Below are 15,361 nucleotides of genomic sequence, written 5' to 3' on the forward strand. Positions count from 1 at the left end.
TCATGGGTACAGGTCACGTGATCATGGGGAAGCTCATTTTTTGTACTGCGCAGTTGGGCCGTAGAGGCTTTCTCCAGAGTTGTGTCTTGCTCGGTGTGGGTGGGGCGGTGTTCGGCGCCTCGGCGTCCGTGGCTGGCAAACCTGTCGAACCGCCCGGGTTCGTGATAATCAACGGTTGGGTATTGCCGTCCCGTTACCTGCGGAACCAGCCAGCATGATCAAGGACTTTCAGCAGCACAAAACGCTGCGCGACAACTACGATTTCTGCATCATCGGTGCCGGCCCGGCGGGTATTACCCTGGGCTTGCGCCTGGCCGCCGCCGGCTGGAACGTATTACTCGCCGAAGGCGGTGGACGCGAGTATGCGCCGCACTCGCAAGGCTTGTACGCCTGCGCATCCACGGGCCTGGAGCTGTATGCCGAGGAGACCCGCCTGCGTTACCTGGGGGGCACCTCCAACCACTGGGCCGGCCGTTGCCGGCCTTTCACCCCGTCGGATTTTACCGTCGCCCCGCCAGGTGACTTGCCCGGTTGGCCGATTCCCTATTCGGAGATCGAAGGCTACTTGCCGGCGGCCATGGACATCGTCGACCTGCCAGCCGGCTCGGATTTTCGTGCGATGAATACCGGCCTGGATGGCGGTGACTTCGAGGCAGACCGCTTTCTGCTCAGCACCCCGACACGTTTTGCGCAAAAGTACGCCACGGCAATGGAGCAGACCAAAGGCCTGGACGTGTTCATCAACTGCAATTGCGTAGACCTGGAGTTCGATAAAGGCTCCGGCCATCTGGCTGCGGTGGTTCTATCCGACTATGAACGCAATCGTCAGCGCCTGGTGGCAAGGCACTTCATTCTGGCTACGGGTGCCATCGAGAACGCCCGGCAGTTGCTTAACAGCCAGACGCTGGTGGCGGCAGGCGTGGTGAGCAAGGAAGGGCTGGTCGGTGGCTGTTTCATGGAGCACCTGAACATCGACCTGGGCACGTTCATCCTCAAGTCCGGCCAGGACCCGGAGCCGCGCCAGTATTACACCACCGATGCTTTTGTCGAGGAGTACAAGGCCGGTAAAGGCAATGTCACCGCCGCGCTGCTGGCCGATGTGCAGACTTATGGCCGCACCGCCGAGGTCAAGCATTTTCTCGAGAACCTGGCCTGCGACATGGGGGTTGCCAGCAAGATCGCCTTCGTCGCCAAGTTCAGCTGCCCCGGTGACGGCGTGATCAGCACCATGATCGAGCAGTTCCCCAACCTGCACAGCCGCATTTCGCTGCTGGACGAGCAGGACGCACTGGGGGTGGCCAAGGTCAATGTCAACTGGGCGCTGAGTGCTGATGACCGACATACCATCAAGTGCATTGGCAGCGAACTGGCCAAGCAGTTCGCTGAAATGGACCTGGGCTTCGTCAAGCTCAACGATTTCGTCTACGACACCTCGATACCGCTGAAGATGGCGCCGCATGCCCACCACATGGGTACCACGCGCATGGCATCTTCGCCGCAGTTCGGTGTTGTGGATGCCAATTGCAAGGTGTTCGGTACCGAGAACCTGTATGTCGCCGGCAGCAGTATCTTCGCCAAGGGCGGCGCTTCCAACCCGACCATGCCGTTGTTGCAGTTTGCCGTGCGGCTGGCCGACCACCTCGACACCAGGATGAGAGCGGCTAGCGGCGCCGCTGCATGATGCAGGTTGTACATGGGTTGAGCGCTGCGGTCAGCACCTAGAAGAACGAGACCGGAACGCCTCAGGACACTCCAGATTGTTCAGATCGCGAGGCCAGGCAGTATGAAGGGATGGATACGCAAGGCAGTGGCGCACTACGCCCATGCAACCGGGCGAGGGGGCAAGTTCTACAGGAGGTTCTGCAACCCTTCTGGTCTTGAATGGGGTGCCTACCTCGCCCGATGGGGGAACTTCCACTCTGTCGGCAGCAACTTCTTCGTCAATACCGGCTGCAAGTTTCTCGACCCTTCGCTGGTTCGCATTGGTAACAGCGTGGGCTTGTCCGACTGCACGCTGATCGGTCATGACGGGGTGGTATTGCTGATCGAACATCGCTTTGGCAAGCACCTGGATTCGGTCGGTTTCATCGATATCAAGGACAACTGCTTCATCGGCCATGGCGCGATCATCATGCCCCGCGTGACCATCGGCCCGGAATCGATCGTGGCCGCAGGCGCGGTGGTGACCAAGGACGTGCCACCAGGCACCGTGTTTGGCGGCAACCCGGCGCAGTTCATCTGCACCACCGAACAGTTGATCAAACGGGTCGAGGCGCGTTGCGAAAGTTACCCGTGGATCGAACTGGTAAAACAGCGCAACGGCGCTTACGACCCGGAAGTTGAACCGCTGTTGATGGCGCAAAGGCGCCAGTACTTCTTCGGGGACGGCAACAATGGCTAGCAAACCTGTGGATGTCATGGTGGTCAACTTCAATACCGCCGGGCTGCTGCAGCCGATGTTCGATGCGCTGCGCCGGGCCGACAGCGAGCGGCTGGCCAGTTACCTGGTAGTAGACAACGCATCGCGCGATGACTCGGTGCAGCGCATGGCCCAGGTGTGCCCCGAGGCACTGCTGCTGAGTAACAAGCAGAACGTGGGCTTCGGGCGGGCCAATAACCAGTTGCTGGCGCACCTGAAGGGCAAGTACGCCTTGCTGCTCAATACCGATGCCTTCGTTGCCGCCGACTCCCTGCAAAAAACCCTCGACTACATGGACGCTCACCCGGAGTGCGGCGTGCTAGGGGTGCGCCTGGAAGGCCGCGACGGTGATCTGCAGCCCAGCTGCCGCTACTTCCCAACGCCGCTCAACGTCTTTGTCGGGCGTACCGGGCTGGGGCGGTTTTTCCCGGGGCTGAAGATGGTCGATGAAATGACCTGGGACCACGCCTCGGTGCGCGAGTGTGACTGGTTACCGGGTTGCTTCTATCTGGTGCGCCGCGAAGTGCTGGACAAGGTGGGCCTGTTCGACCCGCGTTATTTTCTTTATTACGAAGAGGTGGACCACTGCAAGCGGGTGAAGGAAGCGGGCTGGAAAGTCGTGTTCTACCCGCATACCACCGTGGTGCACATCGGGGGCGAAAGCTCCAAGTCGGTGGCAGAGCTGGAGGCGGCCAGCCGGCAGATCTCGTCCTACCAGATCGAAAGCGAGCTGTTGTATTTCCGCAAGCATCACGGGGTGGCGGGCCTTGCCCTGCACATGGTGCTGGTCACCCTGGGTGACCTGGTGCTGGCACTCAAGGCGCTGTTGAAGCGACGCGGCTGGGGCGCGATTCAGGCCTGCTGGCGTCATTGCCGGGCGACCTGGTCACTGTTGTTCAAGACCCGGTACGCCAGCCAACCGACAAGGTAGGTAAAGCCATGTTCGAGAATATTCGTGCCGACCTGCGCGCCCATGGCGGAGATTGGGGCGCGCAGGGCTTTTGGGTACTGCTGGTGTACCGCTTTGGCCGCTGGCGCTACACCGTGCGCCCGGCACTGCTGCGCAAACTCTTCTCGCTGGTCTACAAGGTGCTGTTCAAGTTCGTGCAGATCATCACGGGTATCGAACTGCCGTGCGAAGTGGTGATCGGCCGCAACTTCGTCATCGACCATTTTGGTGGCATCGTCGTCAGTGGCTATGCCCGGTTTGGCGATGACTGCCGCATCCGCAACGGTGTGGTGGTGGGCTTGAAGAACGTCGATGAACCGATTGCCCCGGTGTTCGGCAACAATGTCGATATCGGCACCGGGGCCAAGGTGCTGGGCAGCATCCGCATTGGCAACAACGTGATCATCGGCGCCAATGCCGTGGTGCTGGTGGATGTTCCGGACAATTGCCTGGCAGTAGGGGTGCCAGCCACCATCAAGGCCAGGCAGCCAGCCGCCACGGCCGCCGCCGAGTGAGGCCCATGGCGGCAGTAACCGGTGTGGTGGTCATTGGCCGCAACGAGGGCCCGCGCCTGGAGCGCTGCCTGCGTTCGCTGGTAAACGGTGCGGGCAAGGTCATGTATGTCGACTCGGGCTCCACCGACGGCTCGCTGCAACTGGCCCGCAGCCTCGGGGTGGAGGTGTTGGCGCTGGACATGGCCATCCCGTTTACCGCCGCGCGCGCGCGCAACGAAGGCTTCAGCGCCTTGCAGCGGCTGCTGCCTTCGATGCAACTGGTGCAGTTTGTCGATGGCGATTGCGAGGTGGATGCCCACTGGCTGGCCACGGCGCAGGTGTTTCTCGACCAGCACCCCGAGGTGGCGGTGGTGTGTGGTCGCCGACGGGAGCGCTTCCCGGAGCGGTCGGTGTACAACCTGCTCTGCGACCTGGAATGGGACACCCCCATCGGTGAAGCCAAGGCATGCGGTGGCGATGCGCTGATGCGGGCAGACGCTTTTGCCGCCGTCGGTGGTTTTCGCTCCGAGCTGATTGCCGGTGAGGAGCCTGAACTGTGCGTACGCTTGCGCGCCAAGGGCTGGAAGGTCTGGCGCCTGGCCGCCGAAATGACCTTGCACGACGCTGCCATGACCCGGTTCAGCCAGTGGTGGCGGCGCAGCCTGCGTGCCGGCCACGCCTATGCCGAAGGGGCCTACCTGCATGGCCAGCCGCCCGAGCAGCACTGGTTGCGCGAGTCACGTCGGGCCTGGCTATGGGGCCTGGGCATACCCTTGGTGATCGTGCTGGCCTGCCTGCTGCTGGGTGGCTGGGGCTTGCTGTTGCTATTGATTTACCCGTTGCAGGTCGTGCGCCTGGCTCGCCGCGGTGGCAAGTCGGCGCGCGAAAACTGGCTGCAGGCGGTATTCCTGGTGTTGGGCAAATTCCCGGAAATGCTCGGCCAGCTGAAGTTCTTGCGCCACCGCTTCGCGGCCGGCAAATCAGCGTTGATCGAGTACAAATGAGAGATGACCATGATGCTCGGCACCCTCGTGACAAGCGTGTTTACCTTGCAACCGGGCTACTCGTTGCGGGCGTTGAACAACAAGTACAAATTGATGCTGCAGATTGCCAGGCAATGGCCTGAGTTGAATGGTTTCATGCAGCGCATCACGGCGGCACTCGGCGAGCAAGGCGTGCGGCGGCTGGGTGTGGACTGCATCGGTGTGGTGCAGTGGCCTTACCTCAGCAAATGCTGGGAAGCCCCGCAGCGCCTGGCGGTGGTCGCTTCGCACTATGAAGTGCTGGCCGGCGAGTTTCCGGCGCTGTTGCTGCTGGGGCGGGACGAAAGCCTGACGCTGTGCGATCTGGCCAGCCATTCGCCGGGCTGCCGCCTGGTGCTGGACCGGCCGATCTGGTTCAAACGCGAAGGCGAGTTGGTGCTGAACCTGTTCCAGGGCGACCTGCGCGTGGCTTCACTGGCGTTCACCCTGTGCCGCAGCCAGGGCGAACTGTGCCTGTTCATCGGGGCCGTGCAGGGCATTCACAAAGGCATCGACAGCGAAACCTCATTGGCTATCTACCGCGACCTGACCAAGGACTTCGAAGGCCTGCGCCCGCGCAGCCTGGTGCTCGAAGCGCTGAAGTGCCTGGCCCGGGCGCTGGGTGTCACGCACCTGTACGCGGTCAGCGATGACTGCCGGCACCATCGGCATGCGTATTTTGGCAGCGACAAGGGCCAGGACCTTGCCGCCAACTATGACGTCATCTGGCATGAACACGGTGCCAGTGCATCGAATTTTGCGGATTTCTTCAGCCTTCCGCTTGCCCAGGCGCAGCGGGCAGAAGCCGACATTCCAGCGAAGAAACGGGCGATGTACCGCCGCCGCCAAGCGATGCTCGACGATGTTTTCTCACGCTTGCAGGCCGCATTGCCAAGCAGCAGTCACAACCTTGGACTACAAGGAAAACAGGGGGATGCATTTGCTGTGAGTGCATCGGCAGTGGACCGACCGCCCGTAGTCGACAGCCTGAAGTGAAGGTTGGCAGGGGAGGTGGGTCATCAAGCGGGTTTGGATCTGGATTCGTATGCGCATCGCTTACTTCATCAATCAGTACCCGAAGGTCAGCCACAGTTTCATCCGCCGCGAGATACTGGCGCTGGAGCGCCAGGGCATAGAGGTACAACGCATTGCCCTGCGGGGGTGGGACGCCGAGTTGCAGGACGCCGAGGACACGAGCGAACGGGCCAGGACCCGGTATGTGTTGCAAGGCGGCGTCAAGGGGTTGCTGACGCCAACGTTGCAGGTGCTGCGTGCGCAACCGCGGCGTTTTTTCCAGGCATTGCGGGTGGCCATGCGCCTTGGCCTGCGCGCCGACCGCGCGTGGCCCTACCACCTGGTGTACCTGGCCGAGGCCTGCCAGGTGTTGCAATGGCTGCAGGCCGGGGAGGCCAAACACGTGCATGCCCATTTTGGCACCAACTCTACCGAGGTAGTGATGCTGGCCAACTTGCTGGGCGGTCCGGCCTACAGCTTTACCGTGCATGGGCCGGAAGAATTCGACAAACCACAGTTCCTGCACATGGGCGAGAAGGTGCGGCGTGCCGCCTTTGTTGCCGCGGTAAGTTCTTACGGGCGCAGCCAGCTGTTTCGTTGGGTGGCGCACGAGCATTGGGCCAAGGTGAAAGTGGTGCATTGCGGCCTGGAGCGAGGGTTTCATGAGGTGGCGCCAGTCGGTGTGCCGGCAGTGCCGCGGCTGGTGTGCGTCGGGCGGCTCTGTGAACAGAAAGGCCAACTGTTGTTGCTTGAGGCGGCGGGCCAGCTTGCGGCGCAGTCGATCGCCTTCGAACTGGTGCTGGCGGGTGACGGTGAGATGCGCCAGCAGGTCGAGGCCTTGATTGCCCGGCATGGCTTGCAGCAGCAAGTACGCATCACCGGCTGGATCAGCAGTGCACAGGTGCGCGAGGAAATACTCGCCGCCCGCGCGCTGGTATTGCCGAGCTTCGCCGAGGGCCTGCCGGTGGTGATCATGGAAGCCATGGCCTTGCGCCGGCCGGTGCTGACTACCTATGTGGCCGGTATCCCGGAGCTGGTGCGCCAGGGCGAGAACGGCTGGCTGTTCCCCGCTGGCGCCGTGGACGAACTGGCCCAGGCCATGGGCGAGTGCCTTGCGCAACCCGCCGAAGTGCTGCAGCGCATGGGCGAGGCGGCTTACCAGCGCGTGCTGCAACGGCATGACATCGACACCGAGGCGGCCAAGCTGGCCGGCTACTTCAAGGCATCCGCATGATGAGTGTATTGAGTTGGTTACTGGGCCTGCTGGCGGTCATCGCCCTTGTGCCTGTGTCCGTTTTCTTCCTGCAGATGCTGCTGGCTTGCCTGCCGCCGCGATCGCGGCCGTTGGGCGTCAGCGTGCGTCCGCGGGTGGCAGTGTTGGTACCGGCCCATGATGAGGCTGCGATCATTCGTGCAACGCTGGCGAGCGTAACCCCGCAGTTGCTGCCAGGCGACCGCTTGCTGGTGGTGGCCGACAACTGCACGGACGACACGGCGCGGCTTGCCCGCGAGGCCGGCGCCGAGGTGGTAGAGCGGTTTGATACGGTGCTGCGTGGCAAAGGCTATGCCCTGGACTTCGGCGTACGACACCTGGCCCTGCAGCCGCCCGAGGTGGTGATTGTGGTGGATGCCGACTGCCAGGTAGCCGAGGGCGCGATTGACTGCCTGGCACGCCGTTATCACCAGGCCCAACGCCCGGTGCAGGCGCTGTACCTGATGCGCGCGCCTGCCGGTAGCGGGTTGAAGGTGCAGGTGGCCGAGTTTGCCTGGCGGGTCAAGAACCTGGTACGCCCGCGGGGCTGGGCGCGGCTGGGGCTACCGTGCCAGCTGATGGGGGCAGGCATGGCATTTGGTTGGCACGACCTGGCCTTGATCAACCTGGCCAATGGGCACCTGGTGGAAGATGTGAAGCTGGGCCTGGACCTGTGCCAGCAGGGCAAGCCGCCGGTGTTTTGCCCCGAGGCATTGGTCACCAGCCAGTTTCCTGCCAGCCAGCAAGGCATGAACAGCCAGCGCACCCGCTGGGAGCATGGCCACCTGGGCTTGATGCTGGCCGATGCGCCCAAGCGTGCGCTGGCCGCCATCCGCCAGCGTAACGGCAACCTGCTGGCCATGACCCTGGACCTGTTGGTGCCACCTCTGGCGCTACTGGTGCTGGCGCTGCTGGGGCTCAACCTGGTGACCTGGCTGGCTTACCTGCTGTCAGGCCATGCGGCGCCTGCGTGGATCGCACTGGCTGCGCTGGTCATGCTCGGCCTTGCCGTTGTGCTGGCGTGGGCACGCTTCTGCCGTGAGCTGATCCCGTTTTCCGTGCTGTTGTACGCGCCTTTTTACGCCGCAAGGAAGATCCCCTTGTATTTGGGGTTCCTGATCAAGCGCCAGGTCGAATGGGTGCGCTCCAAACGGGATGATGACTGATGGCTCAGTGGCAATGGCAGAAACGCTGGAAGCGCATTATCGACACGCTTGAGGTGGTGCCTGACAGCAGCGCGGCGCAGTGCCTGCTCGACCGGCTTGCCGCCCCGGAGTCTGCAACCGTGCTGGGGTTCGTCAATGCCCATGCAATGAACCTGGTGGTGCACGACGGTGAGTATTGTCAGGCGTTGTCGGCGGCCGATGTGCTGTTGCGCGACGGCTCTGGCATGGCGATCCTTTATCGCCGGTTGGGGCTGGAGCCTGGGCTCAACATGAATGGCACCGACTTCATACCCAGCCTCATGGAGGCATACCGCGGGCGGCGGGTTGCGTTCTGGGGCACGCAGCAACCGTACCTGAACCAGGCGGTGCAGCGCAGCGAAGCCTTGTTTGGCGTGGTGCCGGTATCGGTCCACGATGGCTTTGCCAGCATCGACACCTACCTGCAGTTGGCCAAGGAACAGCAACCGGAACTGATCGTGCTGGGGATGGGCATGCCCAAGCAGGAAGCGGTGGCGGCCAGGTTGGCAGCCGTTGGCGGGCCGTGCCTGATCGTGTGCGGCGGGGCGATTCTGGATTTCCTCGGTGGCAAGGTCAGCCGGGCCCCGCAGTGGTTACGGCATGTGGGTGGCGAGTGGGCCTACCGTCTGTTGCGTGAGCCGAAACGTTTGTTCATGCGTTATGTGGTAGGCAATCCATTGTTCTTGCTGCGCACCCTGCTGTGCCGCAAGGCAGCCGATTCGGCCAGGGGCACCGTATGAATCGGCCAAAATCCGCGCTGATGGCGGGTGGCTGCTACAGTGAAAGCAGTGGCTTGGGGGCTGCACGATCCTGCTTCACTGGCGTTGAATAAGCTGTATTCAAGACTTGATGTTTGATGGACGGCACTTGCTACGCTCAAATAGATGAGGTCTGAAATGGTTTTCGAACCCAGAAGCAGTCGTTCCTTACTCCAAAGAAGAAGCAGCGTAAGTAACGCCATTCAGGCGGGGCTCGATGGCATTGCAGTAATCGGTATTGCCTGGTATCTCATCTATGACCAGTTTGGTTACATTACCTCTGATTATGTAATCATGCTGCTGTTGCTGATTGGCGCACTGGCCGTCATCTACGACCATTATGCAATCTACCGCACTAACGTCGGCCTTTCGATCAAGGCCTTCCGCCTGTTCAAGGCGTGGTCGGCAACATTCTGTTTTCTTGTGGTCATGGCCTTTCTCACTAAACAGAGTGAAACGTACTCACGGTTGTTGGTCGTGCAGTTGTTCATCATTGGTTACATTGCCCAGTTGTTCTTGCACTTTGCGGTTCGTGAACTGCAAAAACGGTTTACCGCGCATGCGCGGCTGGACAATGCCCTGATTATCGGCAACGGCGACCTGGCCAATTTCCTTTATCAGAAAATCAGCAACAACCCCTGGTTTGGCGAACGGGTTCTGGGGTGTGTGCTGACCGACAAGGCTGGCGAGCAGGCGTACGAAGGTGGCGAGGGCAAGCAGCGCCTGCCCGTGCTCGGCCACATTGGAGATCTGGATGAAATCGTTGCCCAGTATGGCATTCGCACCGTGTACCTGGTGACACCGCTGGGGGGCTCCGAGGTTATCAACGACGTGTACTTCAAGTTGCTCGACAAGTGCATTGCCGTGAACTGGGTGCCGGATATCTTCTCGTTGCGCCTGATCAACCACAGCGTGCGGGAAATTGCCGGTATTCCTGTGCTGACTTTGTCTGAAACACCGCTGACGGGCATGAGTTTGTTCCTGAAGAATATCGAGGACCGGGTGCTGGCGGCATTGATACTGCTGTGTGCATCGCCTGTGTTGATTGGCGTTGCACTGGCTATCAAATTCACCAGCCGCGGGCCCGTGTTCTTCCGCCAGGAACGTACGGGCTGGACCGGCGAGTCATTCCGTATCTGGAAGTTCAGAAGCATGCATGTTCATCAGCCGGACAATGGCGTGGTCAAACAGGCGCAGAAGAATGATCCGCGATTGACTAAAATTGGCGCTTTCATCCGCCGCACCAGCCTCGATGAACTGCCACAGTTATTCAATGTGCTGACCGGAGAGATGTCACTGGTGGGGCCACGGCCACATGCGTTGCAACATGACACGTTATATTCCCAGGACATCGTCGATTACTTTGCCCGCCACAACATCAAGCCGGGTATGACTGGCCTGGCGCAAGTGCGCGGCTTCAGGGGGGAGACCAAGGACATTGAGCAGATGATCCAGCGGGTGGACTCGGACATCGAGTACATCAACAACTGGTCGCTGTGGCTGGACTTTGTGATTCTGGTGCGCACCCTCAATGCGTTTACCGGCAAGCAGGCTTACTAATCATCGAACGCTCGCAAGCCCCCTGTCGGAGCGGCCTTGCCGGGGCCGCTTCGCACCCCATCGCGGCACAAGGCCGCTCCTACACCTTGTTCAGTGGATGCAATTCCCTGAACCCCCGCGCTTCCTCCACCAGCCAGTCATGCACCGCCCGCGCTCCCGGCTGATTCAACCCGCCTGGCGGGTAATGCACCACGTAGCGTTTGTGGTTGGCGATCGCCACGCCAAACGGCACGATCAGCGCGCCGCGCTCCAGTTCGTCATTCAGCAGTGTCCGTCGGGCGATCGCTACACCAATACCGGCAATTGCAGCTTCGATGGTCAGGTGGTTGCGGTTGAAGGTATGGCCACGGCGCACATTCAGGCCGGCGGCGCCAATCCCCTCCAGGTAGAACTCCCATTCTGCATACTCCGAACTGCCACGCCAGGCTGTGATGTCATGCAGCAGCGGGTAGTGCACCAGGTCTGCCGGCCCATGCAGTGGCGGGCGCCCCCGCAGCAAGGTGGGTGAGCACACCGGGAAGATCTGTTCGTCCAGCAGCGGTGTCGAAAGCATGCCAGGGTAGCTGCCATCGTTCAGGTCGATAGCCAGGTCGAAGTCGCCCGGGGTCAATGCCTGGGCGCTGTCTTCGGCCACCAGGCGCAGCTCGATGTCCGGGTATCGCTGCTGAAAGCGCGGCAGGCGCGGGGTGAGCCATTTGGCCAGGAACGACGGAATGGAGCGCACACGCAAGGTGCCGCGAATTTCACCGGCGTCCAGGCGCAACAGTTCAGCCTCGATACTGCCGTAGGCTTCGGCCACCGTCTGGGCCAGGCGTTGCCCTTCGGCGCTCAACTCCACACCGCGCGCCCGGCGCAGAAACAGCCGGTAACCCAGGCGTTCTTCCAGCTGGCGCATCTGCTGGCTGACCGCGCCGGGGGTGATGTGCAGCTCTTCGGCACATCGGGTAAAGGACAGATGCCGGGCTGCACAGGCGAATACATGCAGCCAGACGAACATCTGCCCATTGAGTTGCCGTCGCATTGTTTAGTCCTGCTAAAGGCTTGCTTAGAAAGTTTCGTTGGTCATCCATGAGCCATCGCGTCAGTATCGCGCAAAATCGCACTACCGCTCAATTTCATCAGATAACCGTGCTGTGGATTCATATCAGGGCACGGTCAGGCATTAGCATGGCTATCAGTGTTTTCGACCTTTTCAAAATCGGCATCGGCCCGTCCAGTTCCCACACCGTCGGGCCCATGCGAGCAGCGGCGATGTTTGCCCAGGTCCTGCGTGAGCAGGGGCTGCTGGCGCGGGTAACGCGCGTCGAAGTGCGGTTGTATGGCTCGCTGTCGGCCACCGGGGTTGGCCACGCCACCGATCGCGCCTGCCTGCTTGGCCTGATGGGCCAGTGGCCGGACCGCATCGACCCGGCCACCATCGAGTCGCGCATTGGCCAAGTGTTGCAGGAGCATTGCCTGATGCTGGATGGCAGCCACCCGCTGGCCTTCGAGTATGGCCGGGACATGTTGCTGCTCGACGAAAACCTGCCTTACCACCCCAATGCCATGAGCCTGGAGGCCATGGACGGGGAGAGCAGCCTGCTGCTGCAGACCTACTATTCGGTTGGCGGCGGCTTTATCGTCGAGCAGGCCGAAATTGATGCCCCTGCAGCCAAAGCCAATGACGTTGTGCTGCCTTATGAGTTCGACAGTGCTGCCCAGTTACTGGCCTTGTGCAAAGCACACAGCTTGAGCGTGGCGCAACTGATGATGGCCAACGAACAGGCCTGGCGCCCGGAAGCGGAAATACGTGAAGGCTTGCTGCGCATCTGGGCGGCCATGCGTGAGTGCGTGGATAACGGGCTGCGCAACGAAGGCATCTTGCCTGGCGGGCTGCACGTCAAGCGCCGCGCTGCCCGGCTGCACCGCAGCTTGCAGGAACTGGGCAAGCCCAACGTGATTGGTTCGACGCTCAGCGCCATGGAGTGGGTGAACCTGTTCGCCCTGGCGGTGAATGAAGAGAATGCCGCCGGCGGGCGCATGGTCACCGCGCCCACCAATGGTGCCGCAGGCATTATCCCGGCAGTGCTGCATTACTACATGAAGTTCAACCCGACCGTTTGCGATGCCGATGTGGTCGACTTCCTGCTGGCGGCAGCGGCCGTCGGCATCCTGTGCAAGAAAAATGCGTCGATCTCGGGGGCAGAGGTAGGCTGCCAAGGCGAGGTGGGTTCGGCCTGTTCGATGGCTGCCGCCGGCCTGGCCCAGGTGTTGGGGGCGACGCCGCCACAACTGGAAAACGCGGCCGAAATTGCCCTGGAACACAACCTGGGGCTGACGTGCGACCCGGTTGGCGGCCTGGTGCAGGTGCCGTGTATCGAGCGCAATGCGATTGCTGCGGTGAAGGCGATCAACGCGGTGCAGATGGCGTTGCGTGGCGATGGCGAGCACTTCATTTCGCTCGACCGGGTGATCCGCACCATGCGTGATACCGGGGCAGACATGCATGCCAACTACAAAGAGACCTCGCGCGGCGGCTTGGCAGTTGCTTTTGTCGAGTGCTAAAAAACCGCATCGGGCAATGCGGTCTTTTGTGGGAGCGGCCCCTTAGCGGGCTTTCTGCTTGGCTTCAATGAAGCTCGCCCGCATGTCCTTGGCCCAGCCATCGAGCACCGGCTTGACGTCATTCAAGGTCAGCTTCTGGGTGTCGTTCTCCAGCTCCTGACCCGCGCCTTTGCGTACCACCTGGGCCAGCACTTTTTGGCTGGCACCATCCAGGAACGCCGCCTCCACGGCCACGTCCACGTCCTGGTCACGGCCGCCCGTGGCGGTGTTCACTCCTGCGGCGATCAGCGCGATGGGGATCACCTCATAGGGTTTGAGGCCCTCGTTGCTGGTAGACACTGCCGTGATCGCCGGCCGCACCACGATCACGCCCGGGCCAGGCCCATTGGCCAGCGGCATGACACCACCGATTTCACGCCGCAGCGCTTCGTTGAAGTAGCGGGTGATTTCCCCCAGTGTCTGCGCGGAGATGACCGGGGTGGGCTGCGGTTTGGGGTAGAACTGGCTGGGCTCGATGAACACCTGGCTGTACTGGTTGATGTTGACCTTGGGGTCGATCCAGCGCATTACCGGGGCACCCGACGGGCTCTTGGCTTCTTGCAACCGGCTGTAATCCTTGAGGAAGCCGGAGTAATCCTTGGGGTCCACGCGATTGCTGGAGCAGGCGCCCACGGCAAGCAGTGCGGCGCACAACAGGGTAATGCGAGGCAGTGATTTCATGATGAAGGCGTATCCATGAGAGGTCGGCCAGAACAACGCTAGCAGCTGCGCCGCAGTTGGCCAGTGGGCGAGTTCAATCCCCTGTGGAAAAGGCAAAAAGTGGCGGCGCCCGATCTCCCGGGCGCCGCGTGGTTTGCGGTGAACTCAACCCAGCGCTTCGCGCAACCGGTACCACAGCATGCCCATTGCCAGTAGCGGCGAACGCAGGGCCTTGCCGCCAGGGAACGTCAGGTGGGGCACGGCGCTGAAAACGTCCAGGCCTTGGCTGTGGCCCATTGCGATGCTTTCGGCCAGCAGTTTCGCCGTCCAGTGCGTCACGTTCAGCCCGTGCCCGGAATAGCCCTGGGCGTAATAGACGTTTGGGTGCTGGCTCAGGCGCCCGACCTGGGGGAAGCGGTTGGCTGTGATGCCGATCATGCCGCCCCACTGGTAGTCGATGCGCACGTTGGCCAGTTGCGGGAATACCTTCAGCACCTTGGGCCGCATGTAGGCGGCGATGTCCTTGGGATCGCGGCCGGAGTAGTGGCAGGCACCGCCGAACAGCAAGCGGCGGTCTGCGGTGAGGCGGTAATAGTCCAGGCCGACCTTCTGGTCGCACAGCGCCATGTTCTGCGGGATCAGGGTCGCAGCCAGTGCTTCGGGCAAGGGTTCGGTGGCGACTACGTAACTGCCGGCCGGTAGCACCTTGCCGCTCAGCCGCGGTTCCAGCTCATCGAGGTGGGCATTGCAGCCCAGCACCAGGCTGTCTGCCCGCACCTTGCCACGGGCCGTGTGCAGGGTCACGCGGGGGCCGTGCTCGATTCGCAGTACGGGGCTTTGTTCGAAGATGCGCACGCCCAGGCTATGCGCGGCACGGGCTTCGCCCTGGACCAGATCCAGTGGGTGCAGGTGGCCCGAGCCCATGTCTATCAGGCCGCCGGCGTACTGGTCGCTGGCGACGATTTCGTGCAACTGCCCGGGGCCTACCAGACGGGTTTCAGGGCGATAGCCAAGCGTTGCCAGGTCATCTTGCTCGTCCTTGAAAGCGGCGAACTGCTCGGCTGTGTTGGCCAGTTCACAGAAACCCCAGCGCAGGTCGCAGGCAATGCCGTACTGGGCAATGCGGCTGGCCACCAGCGCCACCGAATCGATGCCGGCCTGCTTCAGGTAGCGCACGCCGTCCTGACCGACATGCCGGGTAAAGCCGCTGACGTCATGGCCGATGCCGCGAATCAGCTGGCCGCCATTGCGCCCGCTGGCGCCCCAGCCGATGCGCCGGCCTTCCAGCAGCACCACCGACAAGCCGCGCTCAGCCAGTTCCAGGGCGGTGTTGACGCCGGTCAGCCCGCCGCCGACCACGCACACATCGGCCGTCAGTTCGTCGTCCAGGCTGGGGTAGGGCGCCGCGTTGCGTGCCGTGGCAGCGTAGTACGAAGCAGTGTGTTGGGAATCGAAAGACATGGGCG

General features: G+C 62.1%; 14 protein-coding genes. 11 read left to right on the forward strand and 3 right to left on the reverse strand.

All coding sequences use genetic code 11. The features are described 5' to 3' along the window. Positions 1 to 214 precede the first annotated feature (214 nt). From PP4_RS12685 to PP4_RS12730, 10 genes are all read left to right on the forward strand, one after another. Positions 215 to 1,681, forward strand: a complete 1,467-nt coding sequence (locus PP4_RS12685) for an FAD-dependent oxidoreductase (RefSeq protein ID WP_016499579.1) — start codon at positions 215 to 217, stop codon at positions 1,679 to 1,681. Positions 1,682 to 1,783: 102 nt separating this feature from the next. Then, positions 1,784 to 2,401 (forward strand): acyltransferase, encoded by a 618-nt coding sequence (locus PP4_RS12690; RefSeq protein ID WP_016487256.1) that lies wholly within the window; start codon positions 1,784 to 1,786, stop codon positions 2,399 to 2,401. Further along, entirely contained in the window at positions 2,394 to 3,350 is a 957-nt protein-coding gene (locus PP4_RS12695) for a glycosyltransferase family 2 protein (protein WP_016499580.1), read from the forward strand. Before PP4_RS12690 ends, PP4_RS12695 begins: the two co-directional genes overlap by 8 nt. 8 nt (positions 3,351 to 3,358) lie before the next feature. Continuing rightward, a complete protein-coding gene (locus PP4_RS12700) occupies positions 3,359 to 3,883 on the forward strand; it encodes a serine O-acetyltransferase (protein WP_016499581.1) in 525 nt (174 codons plus the stop codon). Positions 3,884 to 3,888: 5 nt separating this feature from the next. Next, positions 3,889 to 4,866 carry a glycosyltransferase family 2 protein gene (locus tag PP4_RS12705; protein WP_016499582.1) on the forward strand — a complete coding sequence of 326 codons (978 nt, stop codon included), beginning with the start codon at positions 3,889 to 3,891 and terminating at the stop codon, positions 4,864 to 4,866. 9 nt (positions 4,867 to 4,875) lie between these two features. Beyond that, on the forward strand, positions 4,876 to 5,880 hold the full coding sequence (locus PP4_RS12710) for a VirK/YbjX family protein (protein WP_016499583.1): 1,005 nt from the start codon (positions 4,876 to 4,878) through the stop codon (positions 5,878 to 5,880). A gap of 49 nt (positions 5,881 to 5,929) precedes the next feature. After that, on the forward strand, positions 5,930 to 7,132 hold the full coding sequence (locus tag PP4_RS12715) for a glycosyltransferase (protein WP_016499584.1): 1,203 nt from the start codon (positions 5,930 to 5,932) through the stop codon (positions 7,130 to 7,132). Then, a complete protein-coding gene (locus PP4_RS12720) occupies positions 7,129 to 8,316 on the forward strand; it encodes a glycosyltransferase family 2 protein (protein WP_016499585.1) in 1,188 nt (395 codons plus the stop codon). The genes PP4_RS12715 and PP4_RS12720 overlap by 4 nt, the downstream gene beginning before the upstream one ends. Then, positions 8,316 to 9,074 carry a WecB/TagA/CpsF family glycosyltransferase gene (locus tag PP4_RS12725; RefSeq protein ID WP_016499586.1) on the forward strand — a complete coding sequence of 253 codons (759 nt, stop codon included), beginning with the start codon at positions 8,316 to 8,318 and terminating at the stop codon, positions 9,072 to 9,074. Before PP4_RS12720 ends, PP4_RS12725 begins: the two co-directional genes overlap by 1 nt. Before the next feature lie 156 nt (positions 9,075 to 9,230). Beyond that, positions 9,231 to 10,652: an undecaprenyl-phosphate glucose phosphotransferase gene (locus tag PP4_RS12730; RefSeq protein WP_016499587.1), complete on the forward strand. Its 1,422-nt coding sequence runs from the start codon at positions 9,231 to 9,233 to the stop codon at positions 10,650 to 10,652. A gap of 79 nt (positions 10,653 to 10,731) precedes the next feature. Here the strand turns inward: PP4_RS12730 and PP4_RS12735 are convergent, their stop codons facing one another. Then, entirely contained in the window at positions 10,732 to 11,673 is a 942-nt protein-coding gene (locus PP4_RS12735; RefSeq protein WP_016499588.1) for a LysR substrate-binding domain-containing protein, read from the reverse strand. Between the two features lie 146 nt (positions 11,674 to 11,819). On the opposite strand from PP4_RS12735, the gene PP4_RS12740 reads away from it, so the two are divergent. Then, a complete protein-coding gene (locus PP4_RS12740) occupies positions 11,820 to 13,196 on the forward strand; it encodes an L-serine ammonia-lyase (RefSeq protein ID WP_041167710.1) in 1,377 nt (458 codons plus the stop codon). Between the two features lie 42 nt (positions 13,197 to 13,238). Here PP4_RS12740 and PP4_RS12745 read toward each other — a convergent pair whose 3' ends face one another. Beyond that, on the reverse strand, positions 13,239 to 13,916 hold the full coding sequence (locus PP4_RS12745; protein ID WP_016499590.1) for a DUF3313 domain-containing protein: 678 nt from the start codon (positions 13,914 to 13,916) through the stop codon (positions 13,239 to 13,241). A gap of 144 nt (positions 13,917 to 14,060) precedes the next feature. Next, positions 14,061 to 15,356: an NAD(P)/FAD-dependent oxidoreductase gene (locus tag PP4_RS12750; RefSeq protein WP_016499591.1), complete on the reverse strand. Its 1,296-nt coding sequence runs from the start codon at positions 15,354 to 15,356 to the stop codon at positions 14,061 to 14,063. Positions 15,357 to 15,361 lie beyond the last annotated feature (5 nt).

Source organism: Pseudomonas putida NBRC 14164 (assembly GCF_000412675.1).
GTDB classification, from domain to species: domain Bacteria; phylum Pseudomonadota; class Gammaproteobacteria; order Pseudomonadales; family Pseudomonadaceae; genus Aquipseudomonas; species Aquipseudomonas putida.

Excerpts from the sequence above, each read along its gene's own strand:
- PP4_RS12685 (WP_016499579.1), top strand. The coding sequence starts at position 215 with ATGATCAAGGACTTTCAGCAGCACAAAACGCTGCGCGACAACTACGAT.
- PP4_RS12690 (WP_016487256.1), top strand. The coding sequence starts at position 1,784 with ATGAAGGGATGGATACGCAAGGCAGTGGCGCACTACGCCCATGCAACC.
- PP4_RS12695 (WP_016499580.1), top strand. The coding sequence starts at position 2,394 with ATGGCTAGCAAACCTGTGGATGTCATGGTGGTCAACTTCAATACCGCC.
- PP4_RS12700 (WP_016499581.1), top strand. The coding sequence starts at position 3,359 with ATGTTCGAGAATATTCGTGCCGACCTGCGCGCCCATGGCGGAGATTGG.
- PP4_RS12705 (WP_016499582.1), top strand. The coding sequence starts at position 3,889 with ATGGCGGCAGTAACCGGTGTGGTGGTCATTGGCCGCAACGAGGGCCCG.
- PP4_RS12710 (WP_016499583.1), top strand. The coding sequence starts at position 4,876 with ATGATGCTCGGCACCCTCGTGACAAGCGTGTTTACCTTGCAACCGGGC.
- PP4_RS12715 (WP_016499584.1), top strand. The coding sequence starts at position 5,930 with ATGCGCATCGCTTACTTCATCAATCAGTACCCGAAGGTCAGCCACAGT.
- PP4_RS12720 (WP_016499585.1), top strand. The coding sequence starts at position 7,129 with ATGATGAGTGTATTGAGTTGGTTACTGGGCCTGCTGGCGGTCATCGCC.
- PP4_RS12725 (WP_016499586.1), top strand. The coding sequence starts at position 8,316 with ATGGCTCAGTGGCAATGGCAGAAACGCTGGAAGCGCATTATCGACACG.
- PP4_RS12730 (WP_016499587.1), top strand. The coding sequence starts at position 9,231 with ATGGTTTTCGAACCCAGAAGCAGTCGTTCCTTACTCCAAAGAAGAAGC.
- PP4_RS12735 (WP_016499588.1), bottom strand. The coding sequence starts at position 11,673 with ATGCGACGGCAACTCAATGGGCAGATGTTCGTCTGGCTGCATGTATTC.
- PP4_RS12740 (WP_041167710.1), top strand. The coding sequence starts at position 11,820 with ATGGCTATCAGTGTTTTCGACCTTTTCAAAATCGGCATCGGCCCGTCC.
- PP4_RS12745 (WP_016499590.1), bottom strand. The coding sequence starts at position 13,916 with ATGAAATCACTGCCTCGCATTACCCTGTTGTGCGCCGCACTGCTTGCC.
- PP4_RS12750 (WP_016499591.1), bottom strand. The coding sequence starts at position 15,356 with ATGTCTTTCGATTCCCAACACACTGCTTCGTACTACGCTGCCACGGCA.